Raw genomic sequence first — 15,339 nt, 5'->3', positions numbered from 1 at the left:
GGAGGGAGACAGTCCAGGATGGGTAGCGCATGATCGAGGGCGTGACCGAGCTAGCGACCCCGAGCGTCCCGCCCGCCCCGCCCAGCCCGTCGGCCATGCGCCGCGCGCTCCGCCGGGCCCGAGACGGTGTGACGCTGAACGTGGACGAGGCCGCGGTGCTGCTGCATGCGCGCGGTGAGGATCTGGTCGAGCTGTGTCGCAGCGCGGCGCGGGTGCGCGACGCCGGTCTGGAATCCGCGGGCAGGCCGAAGACGATCAGCTATTCGCGCAATGTGTTCATTCCGCTGACCCGGTTGTGCAGGGACAAGTGTCACTACTGCACGTTCGTCACGGTGCCGGGCAAGCTGCGTGCCGAGGGCAAGGGCATGTTCCTGGAGCCCGACGAGGTGCTCGACATCGCTCGCCGCGGCGCCGCGCTCGGCTGCAAGGAGGCGCTGTTCACCCTCGGCGACCGGCCCGAGGCGCGTTGGCCGGAGGCCGCGCAGTGGCTCGACGAGCGCGGTTACGACTCCACGCTGGACTACCTGCGCGCCGTCTCGATCATGGTGCTGGAGGAGACCGGCCTGCTGCCGCACCTGAATCCCGGCGTGATGAGCTGGGAGGAGATCGCGCGCCTCAAGCCGGTCGCCCAGTCCATGGGGATGATGCTGGAGACCACCTCGACGCGGCTGTTCACCGAGAAGGGCCAGTGCCACTACGGCAGTCCCGACAAGGACCCCGCGGTGCGGCTGCGCGCCATCACCGACGCCGGGCGGCTCTCGGTGCCGTACACCACCGGCATCCTGGTCGGCATCGGCGAGACGCTCACCGAGCGTGCCGAGTCCATCATGGCGATTCGCAAGCAGCACAAGGCGTTCGGGCACATCCAGGAAGTCATCATCCAGAACTTCCGCGCCAAGGACGACACCGCCATGCGGGACGCGCCCGACGCCGACCTGGCCGAGTTCCGCGCGACCATCGCGGTGACCCGCCTGCTGCTCGGCCCGGACGTGCCGGTGCAGGCCCCGCCGAACCTGGTGTCGCTGGAGGAATGCCTGGCGTTGATCGACGCGGGCATCGATGACTGGGGCGGCGTCTCGCCGGTGACCCCGGATCACGTGAATCCCGAACGGCCGTGGCCGAATCTGGACACGCTGCGCGAGATCACCGAGGCGGCGGGCTACCAGCTCGTCGAAAGGACCTCGGCGCACCCGAAATACGTGCGCGCGGGCAATCCGTGGGTGGATCCGCGTATAGGCGCGCACGTGGCCGCGCTGACCGATCCCGCGACCGGTCTGGCGAATCCGGACGCGATCCCGGCCGGCCTGCCGTGGCAGGAACCGGACGAATCGTGGGATTCCGCGGGCCGGATCGACCTCAACACGTCCATCGACACCGAGGGCCGCAACACCGAGAGCCGCAGCGACTCCGCGCTGGGCCAGGACGTGGTCGGCGCGTTCGGCGATTGGGACACCATCCGCGAACAGGCGCGCGACCTGGCCAGCTCGGCCCCCGAGCGGCTCGACGCCGACGTGCTGGCCGCGCTGCGCGCCGCCGAACGCGATCCCGCCGCGCTGTCCGACGCCGAGTACCTGGCGCTGGCCACCGCCGAGGGCACCGATCTCGAGGCCGTCGCGGCGTTGGCCGACCAGTTGCGCCGCGACACCGTCGGCGACGACGTCACCTACGTGGTGAACCGGAACATCAACTTCACCAACATCTGCTACACCGGCTGCCGCTTCTGCGCGTTCGCCCAGCGCAAGGGCGACGCCGACGCGTTCACGCTGAGCACCGACGAGGTCGCGGACCGGGCGTGGGAGGCGCATGTCGACGGCGCCACCGAGGTCTGCATGCAGGGCGGCATCGACCCGGATCTGCCGGTCACCGGCTACGCCGACCTGGTGCGCGCGGTGAAGCAGCGGGTGCCGTCCATGCACGTGCACGCCTTCAGCCCGATGGAGATCGTCAACGGCGCCTCGCGCGGCGGGCAGAGCATTCGCGACTGGCTGGTGGCGCTGAAGGAGGCCGGGCTCGACACCATTCCGGGCACCGCCGCGGAGATCCTGGACGACGAGGTGCGCTGGGTGCTCACCAAGGGCAAGCTGCCCACGTCGGCGTGGATCGAGGTGATCACCACCGCGCATCGGATCGGCCTGCGTTCCAGCTCGACGATGATGTACGGGCACGTGGACAGTCCGAAGCACTGGGTCGGACACCTGCGCGTGATTCGCGGAATCCAGGACGAGACAGGCGGTTTCACCGAATTCGTGCTGCTGCCCTTCGTGCACCAGAGCGCCCCGCTGTATCTGGCGGGCGCGGCCAGGCCCGGCCCGACGATCCGCGACAACCGCGCGGCGCACGCGCTGGCCAGGATCATGCTGCACGGTCGCATCGACAACATCCAGACCAGCTGGGTCAAGCTCGGCACGGCGGGCACCAGGATGATGCTCAACGGCGGCGCGAACGACCTCGGCGGCACGCTGATGGAAGAGACCATCTCCCGCATGGCCGGCTCGCAGCACGGCTCGGCGAAGACGGTCGCCGAGCTCGTCGAGATCGCCGACGGCATCGGTCGTCCCGCCAGGGAACGCACGACCACGTACGGCCGGGTGGACCGCAAGCCGGAGCCGTTGTCGCTGTCGGTGCACTAGTCCCGTGGCGCGCGGGCGCGACGTTCCCGCCCGCGCGCGGCGACGGCCGGTGATCGCGCGCGGGCTGTCGGCCGACTTCGCCCCGCTCCGTCCACTACGATCGTGCTTTGGGCCTCGACGTGGACGAGAGCCTCGGCATACCCGCCGCGAGCGGGGGCGGAGCCGGCGAAGTTAGGGCAGGCTGACCAGTAGTAACGTGGGGTGGTCGGGATAGGGTTTCGCGTGGGCGGACCATCCCCGCAGGTGAGGACAGACTAGGAGAGCGGCAGTGCCGTACATCATCGCTGAACCGTGCGTTGACGTGAAGGACAAGGCATGCATCGAGGAATGCCCCGTGGACTGCATCTACGAGGGTGGTCGCATGCTGTACATCCATCCCGACGAGTGCGTGGACTGTGGTGCATGTGAGCCGGTGTGCCCGGTGGAGGCGATCTTCTACGAAGACGACACGCCGGACCAGTGGGGCGGATACGTGAACGCCAACGTCGATTTCTTCGACGAGCTGGGTTCGCCGGGCGGCGCGACCAAGGTCGGCAAGGTCGACTACGACCCGCCGTTCATCAAAGAACTTCCCCCGATGGGCGAGTGAGACCCGAGTGAGTTCGCGCGGCCGGGTCAGCGCTCTGCTACCCGATTTTCCCTGGGACACCATCGCGGCGGTCAAGGCGAGAGCCGCGGCGCATCCCGACGGGATCGTCGATCTGTCGGTCGGCACTCCGGTGGACCCCGTCGCCCCGATCATCAGGGCGGCGCTCAACGCGGTCGCGGAGGTTCCCGGCTACCCGACCACGCACGGCACCCCCGAACTGCGCGCGGCCGCGGTCGACGCGCTGAAGCGCCGGTACGGGATCACGGGTCTGGACCCGGCGGCGGTGCTGCCCGTGATCGGCACCAAGGAGCTGATCGCGGGCCTGCCGAGGCTGCTGGGTCTCGGTTCCGGTGATCTGGTGGTCATTCCCGAGATCGCCTATCCGACCTACGAGGTCGGCGCGCTGCTCGCGGGCACGCAGGTGCTGCGGGCCGACGGGCTCACCCGGCTCGGCCCCCAGTCGCCCGCGCTGATCTACCTCAATTCGCCGTCCAACCCGACCGGCCGCGTGCTCGGCGTCGAGCACCTGCGCAAGGTCGTCGCGTTCGCGCGGGAGCGCGGCGCGATCGTCGCGTCCGACGAGTGCTACCTGGGTCTCTCCTGGGACAGCCGCCCCTTCTCGATCCTGGATCCCGAAGTGTGCGACGGTGACCACACCGGTCTGCTCGCGGTGCATTCGCTCTCGAAGACGTCGAACCTGGCCAGCTACCGCGCCGGTTTCGTGGCGGGCGATCCGGAACTGGTCGCCGAGCTGCTCGAGGTGCGCAAACACTCGGGCATGATGGTGCCCTACCCGATCCAGGCCGCGATGACGGCCGCGCTCGGCGACGACGCGCACGAGGCCAAGCAGCGTGAACGCTACCGCGCCCGGCGCGAGCAGCTGCGAAATGCGCTGCAGGGCGCTGGTTTCCGTATCGATCACTCGGAGGCCGGGCTGTACCTGTGGTCCACTCGCGGCGAGAACTGCCGGACCACGCTGGACTGGCTCGCCGACCGTGGCATCCTCGCCGCGCCCGGCGACTTCTACGGGCCGACCTCGGGCGAGCACGTGCGGATCGCGCTGACCGCGTCCGACGAACGCATCGCCGCCGCGGTGGAGCGCTTGCGCGCGAACTGATTTCGCGGATTTCGGCGACATTGCGCGTCGGCCATGACGGAAGTGCCGCCGTCGTCCGGCGGCGCGACGGGCCGGTCACGAGCTGCGCCGACAGGTGACCGGTTCGCCCGGGCGGACCGCGCTTCGTACACTCGTGACGCTCGATCGGCTCGGTGAAAGGTTGCTGCGATGCAGGGGGTGGGGCTCGCCGTCGGCGAGGTGTTCGCCGGATATCGGATCGAGCGGGTGCTCGGCCGCGGCGGAATGGGCACGGTCTATCTGGCCGGTCATCCGCGGCTGCCGCGCCTGATCGCGCTCAAGCTGCTCGATCGCGACCTCTACGCCGACGAGGAGGCGCGGCGGCGATTCGAACGCGAGGCCGATGTGGTTGCGCGGCTTGATCATCCGAACATCGTGTCGGTGCTGGATCGCGGCGCCGACGAGGGTGTGCTGTGGATTTCCATGCAGTACGTCGACGGCGGCGACGCGGCCGCGTTCCGCGGCGGACCGCTGGACCCGGCGCGCGCCGCCGGGATCGTCGCCCAGACCGCGGCCGCGCTGGACTACGCGCACGACCGCGGCGTGCTGCACCGCGACGTGAAACCGGCCAACATCCTGCTGAGCGCCGCGCACGGCGGCGGCGACCGGGTGCTGCTCAGCGACTTCGGCATCGCGCGCATGCGTGAGGACACCCACCAGCTGACCAGGACCGGCGAACTGCACGCCACCCTGGCTTACGCGGCGCCGGAACAGCTTTCGGGCGGGCCGGTCGACCATCGCGCGGACCAGTACGCGCTCGGCTGCACCCTGTTCGCCCTGTTGACCGGACAACCGCCGTTCACCGGGACGAATCCGGGCGCGATCGTCGCCGCGCACCTCACCCAGCCCGCGCCGCGTGCCGGTGCGTTCGTCCCGGGGCTGCCGTCCGCGGTGGACGAGGCGATCGTCCGCGCGATGGACAAGGACCCGGCCCGGCGCTTCGCCAGTTGCGGCGCCTTCGCCGATGCGGTGACGCGGGCCCTGGCCGGTCGCGCGATCCCGCCGAGTTCCGCGGATCAGGCGGGAGCGTCTGACGATCCGGGCAACTCGGCGCCGCTCACTCCACCGCGGATTCCGCTCTGGACGGACACGGTGGTCGATTCCGGGCCCAGGGCGGCCGGTGCGACCGATCCCCGTTCGGCGGCCGCACACGGCTGGGGAGGCGGTCCTGCCGCGTTCGCCGCGCCGCCCGCGCGGGTCGCAGGACGGCGGGTCTCCTCGGGGTGGCGGACGTTCTCCGTGCTGCTTCTGGTGTTCGCGCTGGTGCTCGGCGTGGGCGGGGTGGCCGCAGTCGGCGTCTACTGGAAGTTCATCCGCCCGAACCGGCCGCAGCCGCTGCCGTGGGGCGCGCAGCATTCCATCGCGATCGCCTTTCCCCAGCTCATCCCGGCGAGCCCGGACGGAACGGGCTGGCGGGGCGCGCGCTGTCACGGCGCCGCGACGGTGGTGACCGCGCCCGGTGACCCGCTGCCGCTGCGCCAGATCGTCTGCACCGACCCGGACGGCGTCACCGCGTGGTACACCGAGTACGAAGGGTTCCGCGAGGTGCAGGCTTACCTCGGCGCGCACGCCACGGTGACCGGCGAACGCGAATTCAGCAGGCCGGGTGGGCTCCAGGTGTTCCGGCCGACCGATCCGGCCGCGCCGTTCACGCTGGCGACGCACGGCTGGGTGAGCCCGTCCACCTCGTCGATCCTGGTCGAGGTCGCCTGGCCGGGGCACACGTTCGACGAGGTCCGCGACCGATGGTGGGCCGAGGCTCCGTTCTGATCCGTGGCCGACACGCGGCGGCGCGAGGGCTCCGTCCAGGCGTGGTTTTGGGGCTAGCCTGAGTTATGGACGCTGTCACGGTTGTCCCTACGCCGAGCAACGAGCCGGTGCATACGTATGCGCCGGGGAGTCGCGAGCGCGAGCTGCTGCTGGCCGAGCTGGCCCAGATCTCCGCCGAATCCGTCGACGTGCCGCTGGTGATCGGCGGCAAGCATCGGCCCGGGATCGGCGAGCGGCACGAGATCGTCGCACCGCACCGCCGTCGGCACGTGCTGGGGACCTACACCGATACCACTCATTCCGAAGCGCACGGCGCCATCGAGGCGGCCATCGCGGCCGCGCCGGGATGGCGCACCATGCCTTTCGACGACCGCGCCGCGGTCTTCCTGCGCGCGGCCGACCTGCTGGCCGGACCGTGGCGGGAGAAGGTGGCCGCCGCGACGATGCTCGGCCAGTCCAAGTCGGTGGCGCAGGCCGAGATCGACGCGCCCTGCGAGTTGGTCGATTTCTGGCGGTTCAACGTGGCGTTCGCGCGCGACATCCAGGCTCAGCAGCCGCAGTCGAGCCCCGGCGTGTGGAACCGGATGGACTACCGGCCGCTGGAGGGGTTCGTCTACGCGATCACGCCGTTCAACTTCACCGCCATCGCGGGCAACCTGCCGACCGCGCCCGCGCTGATGGGCAACACGGTGGTGTGGAAGCCGTCGCCGACGCAGACGCTCGCGGCGTTCCACACGATGCGGCTGCTCGAGGCGGCGGGCCTGCCGCCCGGCGTGATCAACATGGTCACCGGCGACGGTATCCAACTCTCGGAGGTGGCGCTCGCCGACCCGCGCCTGGCAGGCATCCACTTCACCGGCTCCACCCGCACCTTCCAGTCGCTGTGGCAGCAGGTCGGCGCGAATATCGGCCGCTACCATGGCTATCCGCGGCTGGTCGGGGAGACGGGCGGCAAGGATTTCATCGTCGCCCACACGTCGGCCGATCCGGATGCCTTGCGCACCGCGCTGATCCGTGGCGCTTACGAGTACCAGGGTCAGAAGTGCTCGGCCGCTTCGCGGGCCTACATCGCGCGGTCGGTCTGGCGCGCCATCGGCGACGATTTCCTCGCCGCGACCGCCGAGCTCAGCTACGGCGACGTGGCCGATCTGTCGAATTTCGGTGGGGCGCTGATCGATCGGCGCGCCTACGACAAGAACGTGGCGGCCATCGAACGAGCGAGGGACGCGGGCGTCACCATTCCGGTCGGCGGCGCCTACGACGACAGCGAAGGCTGGTTCGTACGCCCGACGGTACTGCTCTCCGACGATCCGCGCGACGAGTCCTTCACCACCGAGTACTTCGGCCCGATCCTCTCGGTGCACGTCTACGACGACGCCGAACCCGGTTCGTACGCCGCGATTCTGGCCGAAGTGGAAGCGGCCGCGCCGTACGCGCTGACCGGCGCGATCTTCGCCGACGATCGCAAGGCCGCCGAACAGGCCTCCGCCGCTCTGCGTTTCGCGGCGGGCAACTTCTACATCAACGACAAACCCACCGGCGCCGTCGTCGGTCAGCAGCCGTTCGGCGGTGCGCGCGCCTCGGGTACCGACGACAAGGCGGGCTCGCCGTTGAATCTGCTGCGCTGGACGGCGCCGCGCACCATCAAGGAGACATTCGTGCCGCCGGTACAGCACCGGTACCCGCACATGGACTCGTGAGACCGGCGGCGCCGCCGCGCCGGCCGGAAGAAGGAGGCGTGATGCGTGACATTCTCGAGGACCGATGAACCCGCTGCGTTTGGTGATTCTCGCGGCCGCCGCCTCGCCGCGGATGAAGCGTGCGCTCACCGGGACGCCGGTCGCCGCGGAGATCGTGCGCCGGTTCGTGCCGGGCGAGTCGCGGGCGGAACTGGCGCCGGTGGTGGACGAGCTGCTCGACAGCGGCAGGTTGGTCAGCGCCGACTTTCTCGGCGAGAACACCACCGACCGGGCCCGCGCCGACGCCACGGTGGCGGAATACCTTTCGCTGATCAACGAGCTCGCCGCCGCCGACCGGTCACCGCGGCCGGGCGGGGCGGCGGCGCGGGTGGAGGTCTCGGTCAAGCTGTCCGCCCTCGGTCAGGCCCTGCCGGGAGACGGTCCGGCCATCGCCACGGACAACCTGCGCACCGTGTGCACCAAGGCCGCCGAGGCGGGCGTGTGGGTGACGGTGGACGCGGAGGACCACACCACCACCGACGCGACCCTGGCCGCCGTGCGCGAGTTGCGCCCGGAATTCCCTTGGCTGGGTGCGGTTCTCCAGTCGTACCTGCACCGCACCCGTGACGACTGCGCCGAGTTCGCCGGTTCCGGTTCTCGAATCCGCCTGTGCAAGGGCGCCTATCGCGAGCCCGCAGCGGTGGCCTACCAGCGGGCGGTCGAGGTGACCGATTCCTACTTGCGCTGTCTGGAAATCCTGATGCGCGGCCATGGGTACCCGATGGTGGCCACCCACGACCCGGCGCTCGTGCTGGCCGCCGAGCGGATGGCCACCGAATCAGGACGCGGCGCAGGGGAATTCGAGCACCAGATGCTGTACGGCGTGCGCGACGCCGAGCAGCTGCGGCTGGCGCAGGCGGGTCACCCGATGCGGGTCTACGTTCCCTACGGCGACGATTGGTACGGCTACCTCACCCGCAGGCTGGCCGAGCGACCCGCGAACCTGGCGTTCTTCCTGCGCGCGCTGGCCGGCGATCGCGATCAGACCAGCGGCTTGCCGAGCCTGCGCCGCCTGCGCAGATCCCACAGGTAGAAGTTCATCGGAAAGAGCCGCAGCCGCTGGGGAAGCCTGCGCTGCACCGCGCCGACCGCGCGCAGCAGCAGGCGCAGCGCGCGGTCCTGGCGGGGCGTCCAGCGCATGCCCATCTCGTCCCGCAGGTACGGCGGCAGCAGGCCGGTGACGATGAAGCGCTGCACCGGCGCGAACAGGCGCAGCGGCGGCGCGACCATCCGCAGGTCGATGAGGCCGTCGAAGTAGGCGCGGGTGCGGGCGTCGATGGTCTTACGGGCCAGGTTGGTGTCCCAGTACTCGGCGAAGGCGGCGCGGTCGGCGGGCCACAGTTCACCGCGCATTTGCAGCGTCGTGCCGAGCCGGGCGGCGTACTGGTAGAACGCGTCCGCACTGGCCTCGTCGAGCGGGCCGTGCAGGCGCTCCTCCAGATCGACGATGCCCCAGTACAGGCAGGCGGCCACCCAGAGCTGGAGGTTCGGGTCGAAGGCGTTGTACTTCACGGGGCTTTCGGCGCCCGACCGAATGGTGCGATGCGAGGTGTTCACCGCATCGCGATAGGCGGCCCGCTCCTCCTCGGTGCCCATCAGAGCGACCGCGAGATAGGTGAGCGTGGTGCGCAGCCGCTTCCACGGGTGCACGGTGACCTTGCCGGATTCGACCGTGCTCTCCAGCACGCCGTAGGCGACCGGCATCAGGCTCAGCTGCATGATCACGTTCGCGGTGCCGCCGAGAATGGCGGCGACACCGCTCCAGAACTCCTCGATGTCGAAGTCCTCGGCGGTGCCGTAGCGGCTGCCGGGCACCGGCTCGGGCGTCGTTGCACGAAGGGGCGCGGTCATCGTCGTCCTCGTCTTTCCGTTCACCGGAGGTGAAGCGATGAGAAGGTTCTGTAGTCACCTTGTCATCTGAGGGCGGGTGCTGTCAAAGGTCACCGGCCGTCCCGGGTGAAGGTATGCGATGCTGACGGTGTCATCGTTTCGCCGACGAGAGGGTGGGAGACATGGCGAGCCTGACCAAATTGCTGCCGCTCGTGCGCAACTCCGGTCCGGAGGACCGCAACCAGGCGCGCGTGCTGGACGCCGCGCTGGTGGCGTTCCTGGATTTCGGCATCAAGCGCACCAGCATGGTCGAGGTGGCCCGGCGCTGCGGCCTGTCACTGGCCACCCTGTACCGGCGCTTCGCCAGCAAATCGGATCTGATCGAGGCGGTCGCGCTGCGCCAGACGCGCGATTTCATCGATGAGGTGGACGGCGTGCTGCAACGCCAAGTCGATCGGGACGCGGGCGCCGAAGAGCAGATCGTCGCGCTGTTCGTCGCGTTCGTGAACGGCCTGCGCGGCAACCAGCTGGTGCACCGGTTGCTGGCCACCGAACCCGAATTGGTGCTGCCGTTCCTCACGGTGAAGGGCGCGCCGATCATCGAGCTCGGGCGCGATTACGTGGCCGAGTTCATCACCCGGCTTCAGGGCGAGGGCAAACTGCCCGCGTACGACCCGGCGCCGCTGGCCGAAATGATCGCGCGCACCGCGCTGTCGCTGGCGCTGACCCCGCAGACGGTGATCCCGTTCGGCGACGACGCCGCCCTGCGCGAGTTCGCCCGCGACCATGTGGTGGTCTCGTTCCGGGTGCGCTGACCGCCGGCCGCCCGGGCGGGCGGGCGCTCAGCGGGGGTTCAACCAGGCGGACACCCCGAGCACGTCGATCACCACAGTGGGCAGCGCGCCGAGCACGTCGCCGGTCTGGTCGTCGGCCGTGCCCCAGGTGAATGCCGCCACGGTGAACCCGGTTCCGTAGGAGGCCGAGCCCACCTCGGGTGCACCGAGATCCGACCATCCCCATTTGGTGCCGAGAACCCCGGGCAGGCGGGCGGTTCCCCAGTCCTGCACGGTGCCGTCGGCGGCCGTGTTACTCGCCGCGGCCATCCATTGGAAGATCGGCGAACTCGGATCCTGAAGTTGCTTGGCGTGCAGGAAGTCGGCGACGTCGGCGCTGCTGGTGATCGCGGTGCTCCAGTCGCCCGTTCCGGACCGAGTGGCGGCGAGCCCGTACTCGGTGGCGATGGCGTCGATGGCCTGCGGGTATTTGCCTTCCATGGCGCTGGCCGCGCCGTCGTCGGAGAAGCGGATCATGCGCTCGCCCAGTTCCCGGTCGGTCGCCGAGCCGTCGCCGTGGCGCAGGGCGTAATCGACGAGGAAGAGCTTGGACAGGGAGAGGGCGCCGCGCGACTCGTACTGGTTCGCGGTTCCCCACGATGCGCCGACGCTCGACCGCATGGCGATCGAGGTGCGCGACGGCGTCTCCTCCGCGCTGGGCTCGGCGTTTGCGGGTGGTGCGCACAATGCGGTGAATCCCAGGGCGTAGAGCGCTCCTGCGGTCAGCGACGCGACGATCTTTCGACGGATCACGATGGCCTCCCGGGGTTTCTACCTCCGATTTTTGGCTGTCATCCAGAAGAAAAAGCGTACGCGGGCGCTAGGTGTCGGCGTGGCGGATTGCGGATGCTGTGAGTTAACTGATATAGGGCGAGCTAGGCGAGCGGGAGTCCGAGGCTGCGGCGAAGGCGCAGATCCCAGAGGAAGGCGTTCACCGGGAAAGCCTTGACGGCCTTGGGCATCCGGTTCTCCACCGCGCCGACGGCGGTGAGCAGCGCGGCCAGGCGGCGGTCGTCGCGTTCGGTCCAGGTCATGCCCATCTGATCGCGCAGTCGCTCGGGCAGCAGTCCGGCGGTCATCCAGCGGTGGAAGCCGCTGAAGGCGAGCTGGACGGGACGCGGGAACATGCGCAGGTTCACCAGGTCCCAGAAATAGTCGCGGACCGGCGGATCGATGACGGTCAGCGCCAGGTTCTCGCGCCAGTACCGGTCGAACGCGGCCCGGTCGGCGGGCCACTGGCCGGGCCGCATCTGCAGCGTGGTGCCGAGCCGTTCGGCGTTGCGGTAGAACGCGTCCGCGGTGGCCTCGTCCATCGGGCCGTGCATGCGCTCGTGCAGATCGCGCCCGCCCCAGTACAGGCAGGCCGCCACCCACAGTTGGAGTTTCGGGTCGAAGGCGTTGTACTTCACCGGGCTGGCCGGGCCGGATCGGACGGCGCGGTGCGAGCGATCGATCGCGGCGCGGTAGGCCGCGCGTTCGTCGTCGGTGCCGAGCAGGGCCACGGCCAGATAGGTCAGCGTGGTGCGGGTCCGCTTCACCGGGTGCAGCATGATCTTGCCGCTGTCGACCGTGCTCTCCAGCACGCCGTAGCCGACCGGGCGGGCGCTGAGCTGCATGATGACGTTCGCGGCGGCGCCGAAGAAGGCGGCGGATCCGTCGAGGTGGCCGCGGATGTCGAAAGCGTCGTCGGATGCCTTGGGCGCGGATGCGCGAAGGGGGCTGGTCATCGTCGACCCCGGTTCTCCTCGGTGAGAAAGATACGGTATGACCTTCTCACTGTGTCGTCGGTGTGTCAACGGTCACACCGTGTCGTCGCCGAGCTGTGACGCGCGGAACGCGCTGTCGGCGGCCGTCGCGCACGCAGTAGGTTGGGCGAATGTCGTTCGGTCCACACCTGCTGCTTCGTTCCCTGAATCCGGCCGCGGTCGCTGCGGGCGCGGACATTCCGGACGCGGTCACCATCGACGGCGTGACGCTCTCGCGCAGCGACCTGCTCGGCGCGGCGACCTCGGTGGCCGAGCGCATCGCACGCGCCGATCGGGTGGCGGTGCTGGCCAGGCCGACGGCGCGAACCGTCCTCGCCGTGGTCGGCTGCCTCATCGCGGGCGTCACGGTGGTGCCGGTGCCCCCGGATTCCGGTGCCGCCGAACTCGCGCACATCCTGGCCGATTCCGGCGCGCAGGCGTGGCTCGGTGACGCGCCGGAGGGCACCGAACTGCCGGTGGTCCCGGTCCGGCTGCACGCCAGGTCGTGGCACAGCTATCCCGAACCCGACTCGGCCACACCGGCTTTCGTGCTCTACACCTCCGGAACCACGGGTCCGCCGAAGGGTGTCGTGCTCACTCGCGGCGCGATCGCCGCCGGGCTGGACGCGCTCGCCGAGGCGTGGGACTGGACCGCGAACGACGTTCTGGTGCACGGGCTTCCGCTGTTCCACGTGCACGGGCTGATCCTCGGCGTGCTCGGCCCGCTGCGGGTGGGCAGCAGGCTGATCCACACCGGGAAGCCGACACCGCAGGCGTACGCCGAGGCGAACGGCACGCTGTACTTCGGCGTGCCGACCGTCTGGTCGCGCGTCGTCGACGACCCCGACGCGGCACGGAGACTGGCGGGTGCGCGGCTGCTGGTGTCCGGGAGCGCGCCGCTGCCGGTGCCGGTGTTCGAGCGGCTGCGCGAGCTCACCGGCCACGCCCCGATCGAGCGATACGGCATGAGCGAAACCATGATCACGCTGTCCACGCGCGCGGACGGCGAACGGCGCCCCGGCTGGGTCGGCACGCCGGTGCGTGGCGTGGAGACCAGGCTGCGGGACGAGACCGGAGCGCCGGTGCCGAACGACGGTGAGAGCATCGGCGGCTTGCAGGTGCGCGGGCCGATGCTGTTCGACGGCTACCTGAACCGGCCAGACGCCACCGCGCAGAGCTGGACCGAGGACGGGTGGTTCAAGACGGGTGACGTCGCGGCCATCGACGCCGAGGGCTTCCACCGCATCGTCGGCCGGGAATCGGTCGACCTGATCAAGTCCGGCGGCTACCGGATCGGTGCGGGGGAGATCGAAACGGCGCTGCTCGGGCATCCCGAGGTCGCCGAGGCGGCGGTCGTGGGCCTGCCCGACGACGACCTCGGACAGCGCGTGGTCGCTTTCGTCGTGCTGCGCGGCGAGGCGGGCGTCGCGATCGAGAAGGAGCTGATCGACCATGTCGCCGAACAGCTCTCGGTGCACAAGCGGCCGCGGGAGGTCCGCGTGGTCGCGGCGCTGCCACGCAACGCGATGGGCAAGGTGCAGAAGAAGCAGCTCGGCTGACGCCTCGGGCCCGCCGGGGGTTGACCTCGAGCTGACTCGAGGTTCTACCGTCGCAGCATGACCGCAACGTTGACCAAGGACCAGATCGACTATCTGCGCACCCAGCGCCTCGGCCGCCTCGCCACGGTGCGCCAGGACGGGTCGCCGCAGAACAATCCGGTCGGCTTCCGCTACAACGCCGAACTCGGCACCATCGACATCGCGGGCTGGAACATGGGCGCCTCCCACAAATTCCGCAACCTGGCCACGAACGATCGCGTGGCGTTCGTCGTCGACGACATCGCCTCGGTGCAGCCGTGGCGGGTGCGCTGCCTGGAAATCCGCGGCACCGCCGAGGCGCTGACGGATGTCGACCCCTACATCGCGGGCGTCTCGAGGGAGATGATCCGCATACACCCGGAACGGATCATCGCCTTCGGCATCGTGCCCGAGGCCGCGGCAACCGCCTGAGCGTTAGCTCCCTCAATCGTTCGCGTGCAGGTCCGCGTTGAGTTCGATGCCGGTGCCCTTGCGCGGGACGACCTCGACGGCGCCGGTCTGGGAGTTGCGGCGGAACAGCAGGTTGTTCTGACCGCTCAGCTGGGCGGCCTTCACGACGGTGCCGTCCGGGGTGGCGACCTTGGTGCCCGCGGTGAGGTACAGACCGGCCTCGAGCACGCAGTCGTCGCCGAGCGGGATGCCGAGGCCCGCGTTGGCGCCGAGCAGGGAGCGCTGGCCGATCGAGATGATGGTGGTGCCGCCGCCCGAGAGGGTGCCCATGGTGGAGGCGCCGCCGCCGATGTCGGAACCGTCGCCGACCACGACGCCGGCGGAGATCCGGCCCTCGACCATGGAGGCGCCGAGGGTGCCGGCGTTGAAGTTGACGAAGCCCTCGTGCATCACGGTGGTGCCGGAGGCCAGGTGTGCGCCGAGGCGGACCCGGTCGGCGTCGCCGATGCGCACGCCGGAGGGCACCACGTAGTCGACCATGCGCGGGAACTTGTCGATGCTGTACACGGTGACCGGACCGCGGGCGCGCAGCTTGGCGCGGGTGGCCTCGAAGCCCTCGACGGCGGCCGGGCCGTGGTTGGTCCACACGACATTGCTGAGCAGGCCGAACTGGCCGTCCAGGCTCACCTCGTGCGGCTTCACCAGCCGGTGCGAGAGCAGGTGCAGGCGCAGGTAGACGTCGTGCGCGTCGACCGGGGCGGCGGACAGGTCGGCGATGACGGTGCGCACCGCGACCACGTCGACACCGCGCGCCTCGTCGAAGCCGAGCAGCGCGGCGTATTCGGCGGGCGCCTCGTCCAGGCGTTTGGTGCCGGTGTCGCCGAACTCGCCGAGCTCCGGGTTCGGGTACCAGGTGTCCAGGACGGTTCCGTCCGCGGTCACGTTGGCGATACCGACTGCTGCTGCTCCCTGAATGCTCACGTCATTAGAGGTTACCGACCGATCGCCGCCAGCGGTGCGCCACCTCCGGCCTGCTCGTCCCACAGACCACGCACCGAGCTTCTGTGGTTCGCCGAAAGC

The 15,339-nt window shown here is 70.0% G+C and carries 13 protein-coding genes; 9 read left to right on the top strand and 4 right to left on the bottom strand.

Features of this window, described 5'->3' with window-relative positions; genetic code table 11:
- Window positions 1–29: 29 nt before the first annotated feature.
- The 6 genes from AC3EO7_RS10590 to AC3EO7_RS10565 all read left to right on the top strand — a co-directional run bounded on the left by AC3EO7_RS10590 (window position 30) and on the right by AC3EO7_RS10565 (window position 8,896).
- Window positions 30–2,630, top strand: coding sequence for a bifunctional FO biosynthesis protein CofGH (locus AC3EO7_RS10590; protein WP_431967512.1), 2,601 nt, complete (start codon window positions 30–32; stop codon window positions 2,628–2,630).
- 268 nt (window positions 2,631–2,898) lie between these two features.
- A complete protein-coding gene (fdxA, locus tag AC3EO7_RS10585) occupies window positions 2,899–3,219 on the top strand; it encodes a ferredoxin (RefSeq protein WP_196148215.1) in 321 nt (106 codons plus the stop codon).
- Between the two features lie 7 nt (window positions 3,220–3,226).
- Window positions 3,227–4,336, top strand: a complete 1,110-nt coding sequence (dapC, locus tag AC3EO7_RS10580) for a succinyldiaminopimelate transaminase (protein WP_435591080.1) — start codon at window positions 3,227–3,229, stop codon at window positions 4,334–4,336.
- 168 nt (window positions 4,337–4,504) lie between these two features.
- The gene (locus tag AC3EO7_RS10575; RefSeq protein ID WP_435591079.1) at window positions 4,505–6,124 is read left to right on the top strand and encodes a serine/threonine-protein kinase; all 1,620 of its coding nucleotides are present in this window, start codon (window positions 4,505–4,507) and stop codon (window positions 6,122–6,124) included.
- Window positions 6,125–6,189: 65 nt separating this feature from the next.
- The gene (gene pruA, locus AC3EO7_RS10570; protein ID WP_431967519.1) at window positions 6,190–7,824 is read left to right on the top strand and encodes an L-glutamate gamma-semialdehyde dehydrogenase; all 1,635 of its coding nucleotides are present in this window, start codon (window positions 6,190–6,192) and stop codon (window positions 7,822–7,824) included.
- Window positions 7,825–7,888: 64 nt separating this feature from the next.
- Window positions 7,889–8,896, top strand: a complete 1,008-nt coding sequence (locus tag AC3EO7_RS10565) for a proline dehydrogenase family protein (RefSeq protein ID WP_431967521.1) — start codon at window positions 7,889–7,891, stop codon at window positions 8,894–8,896.
- Here AC3EO7_RS10565 and AC3EO7_RS10560 read toward each other — a convergent pair.
- Complete coding sequence (locus tag AC3EO7_RS10560; RefSeq protein WP_435591078.1) at window positions 8,845–9,714, bottom strand: oxygenase MpaB family protein; 870 nt, start codon at window positions 9,712–9,714, stop codon at window positions 8,845–8,847. The genes AC3EO7_RS10565 and AC3EO7_RS10560 overlap by 52 nt on opposite strands.
- Before the next feature lie 161 nt (window positions 9,715–9,875).
- Here AC3EO7_RS10560 and AC3EO7_RS10555 point away from each other — a divergent pair, with 161 nt between their 5' ends.
- Complete coding sequence (locus AC3EO7_RS10555; protein WP_431967524.1) at window positions 9,876–10,508, top strand: TetR/AcrR family transcriptional regulator; 633 nt, start codon at window positions 9,876–9,878, stop codon at window positions 10,506–10,508.
- 27 nt (window positions 10,509–10,535) lie between these two features.
- On the opposite strand, the gene AC3EO7_RS10550 is transcribed toward AC3EO7_RS10555, so the two are convergent.
- On the bottom strand, window positions 10,536–11,279 hold the full coding sequence (locus AC3EO7_RS10550; protein WP_431967526.1) for a hypothetical protein: 744 nt from the start codon (window positions 11,277–11,279) through the stop codon (window positions 10,536–10,538).
- A gap of 122 nt (window positions 11,280–11,401) precedes the next feature.
- On the bottom strand, window positions 11,402–12,253 hold the full coding sequence (locus AC3EO7_RS10545; protein WP_431967528.1) for an oxygenase MpaB family protein: 852 nt from the start codon (window positions 12,251–12,253) through the stop codon (window positions 11,402–11,404).
- 149 nt (window positions 12,254–12,402) lie between these two features.
- Here AC3EO7_RS10545 and AC3EO7_RS10540 point away from each other — a divergent pair, with 149 nt between their 5' ends.
- Window positions 12,403–13,830: an acyl-CoA synthetase gene (locus tag AC3EO7_RS10540; protein WP_435591077.1), complete on the top strand. Its 1,428-nt coding sequence runs from the start codon at window positions 12,403–12,405 to the stop codon at window positions 13,828–13,830.
- A gap of 57 nt (window positions 13,831–13,887) precedes the next feature.
- Window positions 13,888–14,280 carry a PPOX class F420-dependent oxidoreductase gene (locus AC3EO7_RS10535; RefSeq protein WP_431967532.1) on the top strand — a complete coding sequence of 131 codons (393 nt, stop codon included), beginning with the start codon at window positions 13,888–13,890 and terminating at the stop codon, window positions 14,278–14,280.
- A 12-nt stretch (window positions 14,281–14,292) separates the two neighbouring features.
- Here the strand turns inward: AC3EO7_RS10535 and dapD are convergent, their stop codons facing one another.
- A complete protein-coding gene (gene dapD / locus AC3EO7_RS10530) occupies window positions 14,293–15,240 on the bottom strand; it encodes a 2,3,4,5-tetrahydropyridine-2,6-dicarboxylate N-succinyltransferase (RefSeq protein WP_435591076.1) in 948 nt (315 codons plus the stop codon).
- Window positions 15,241–15,339 lie beyond the last annotated feature (99 nt).

It is taken from the genome of Nocardia sp. bgisy118 (genome assembly GCF_057708605.1).
The sequence above is the reverse complement of the archived record's forward strand: the minus strand, read 5'-3'. Positions and strand labels throughout refer to the sequence as shown.

Bases quoted from the DNA above. Each gene is read 5' to 3' on its own strand.
- AC3EO7_RS10590 (WP_431967512.1), top strand. From the start codon at position 30: ATGATCGAGGGCGTGACCGAGCTAGCGACCCCGAGCGTCCCGCCCGCC.
- AC3EO7_RS10575 (WP_435591079.1), top strand. From the start codon at position 4,505: ATGCAGGGGGTGGGGCTCGCCGTCGGCGAGGTGTTCGCCGGATATCGG.
- pruA (WP_431967519.1), top strand. From the start codon at position 6,190: ATGGACGCTGTCACGGTTGTCCCTACGCCGAGCAACGAGCCGGTGCAT.
- AC3EO7_RS10565 (WP_431967521.1), top strand. From the start codon at position 7,889: ATGAACCCGCTGCGTTTGGTGATTCTCGCGGCCGCCGCCTCGCCGCGG.
- AC3EO7_RS10560 (WP_435591078.1), bottom strand. From the start codon at position 9,714: ATGACCGCGCCCCTTCGTGCAACGACGCCCGAGCCGGTGCCCGGCAGC.
- AC3EO7_RS10555 (WP_431967524.1), top strand. From the start codon at position 9,876: ATGGCGAGCCTGACCAAATTGCTGCCGCTCGTGCGCAACTCCGGTCCG.
- AC3EO7_RS10545 (WP_431967528.1), bottom strand. From the start codon at position 12,253: ATGACCAGCCCCCTTCGCGCATCCGCGCCCAAGGCATCCGACGACGCT.
- AC3EO7_RS10540 (WP_435591077.1), top strand. From the start codon at position 12,403: ATGTCGTTCGGTCCACACCTGCTGCTTCGTTCCCTGAATCCGGCCGCG.
- AC3EO7_RS10535 (WP_431967532.1), top strand. From the start codon at position 13,888: ATGACCGCAACGTTGACCAAGGACCAGATCGACTATCTGCGCACCCAG.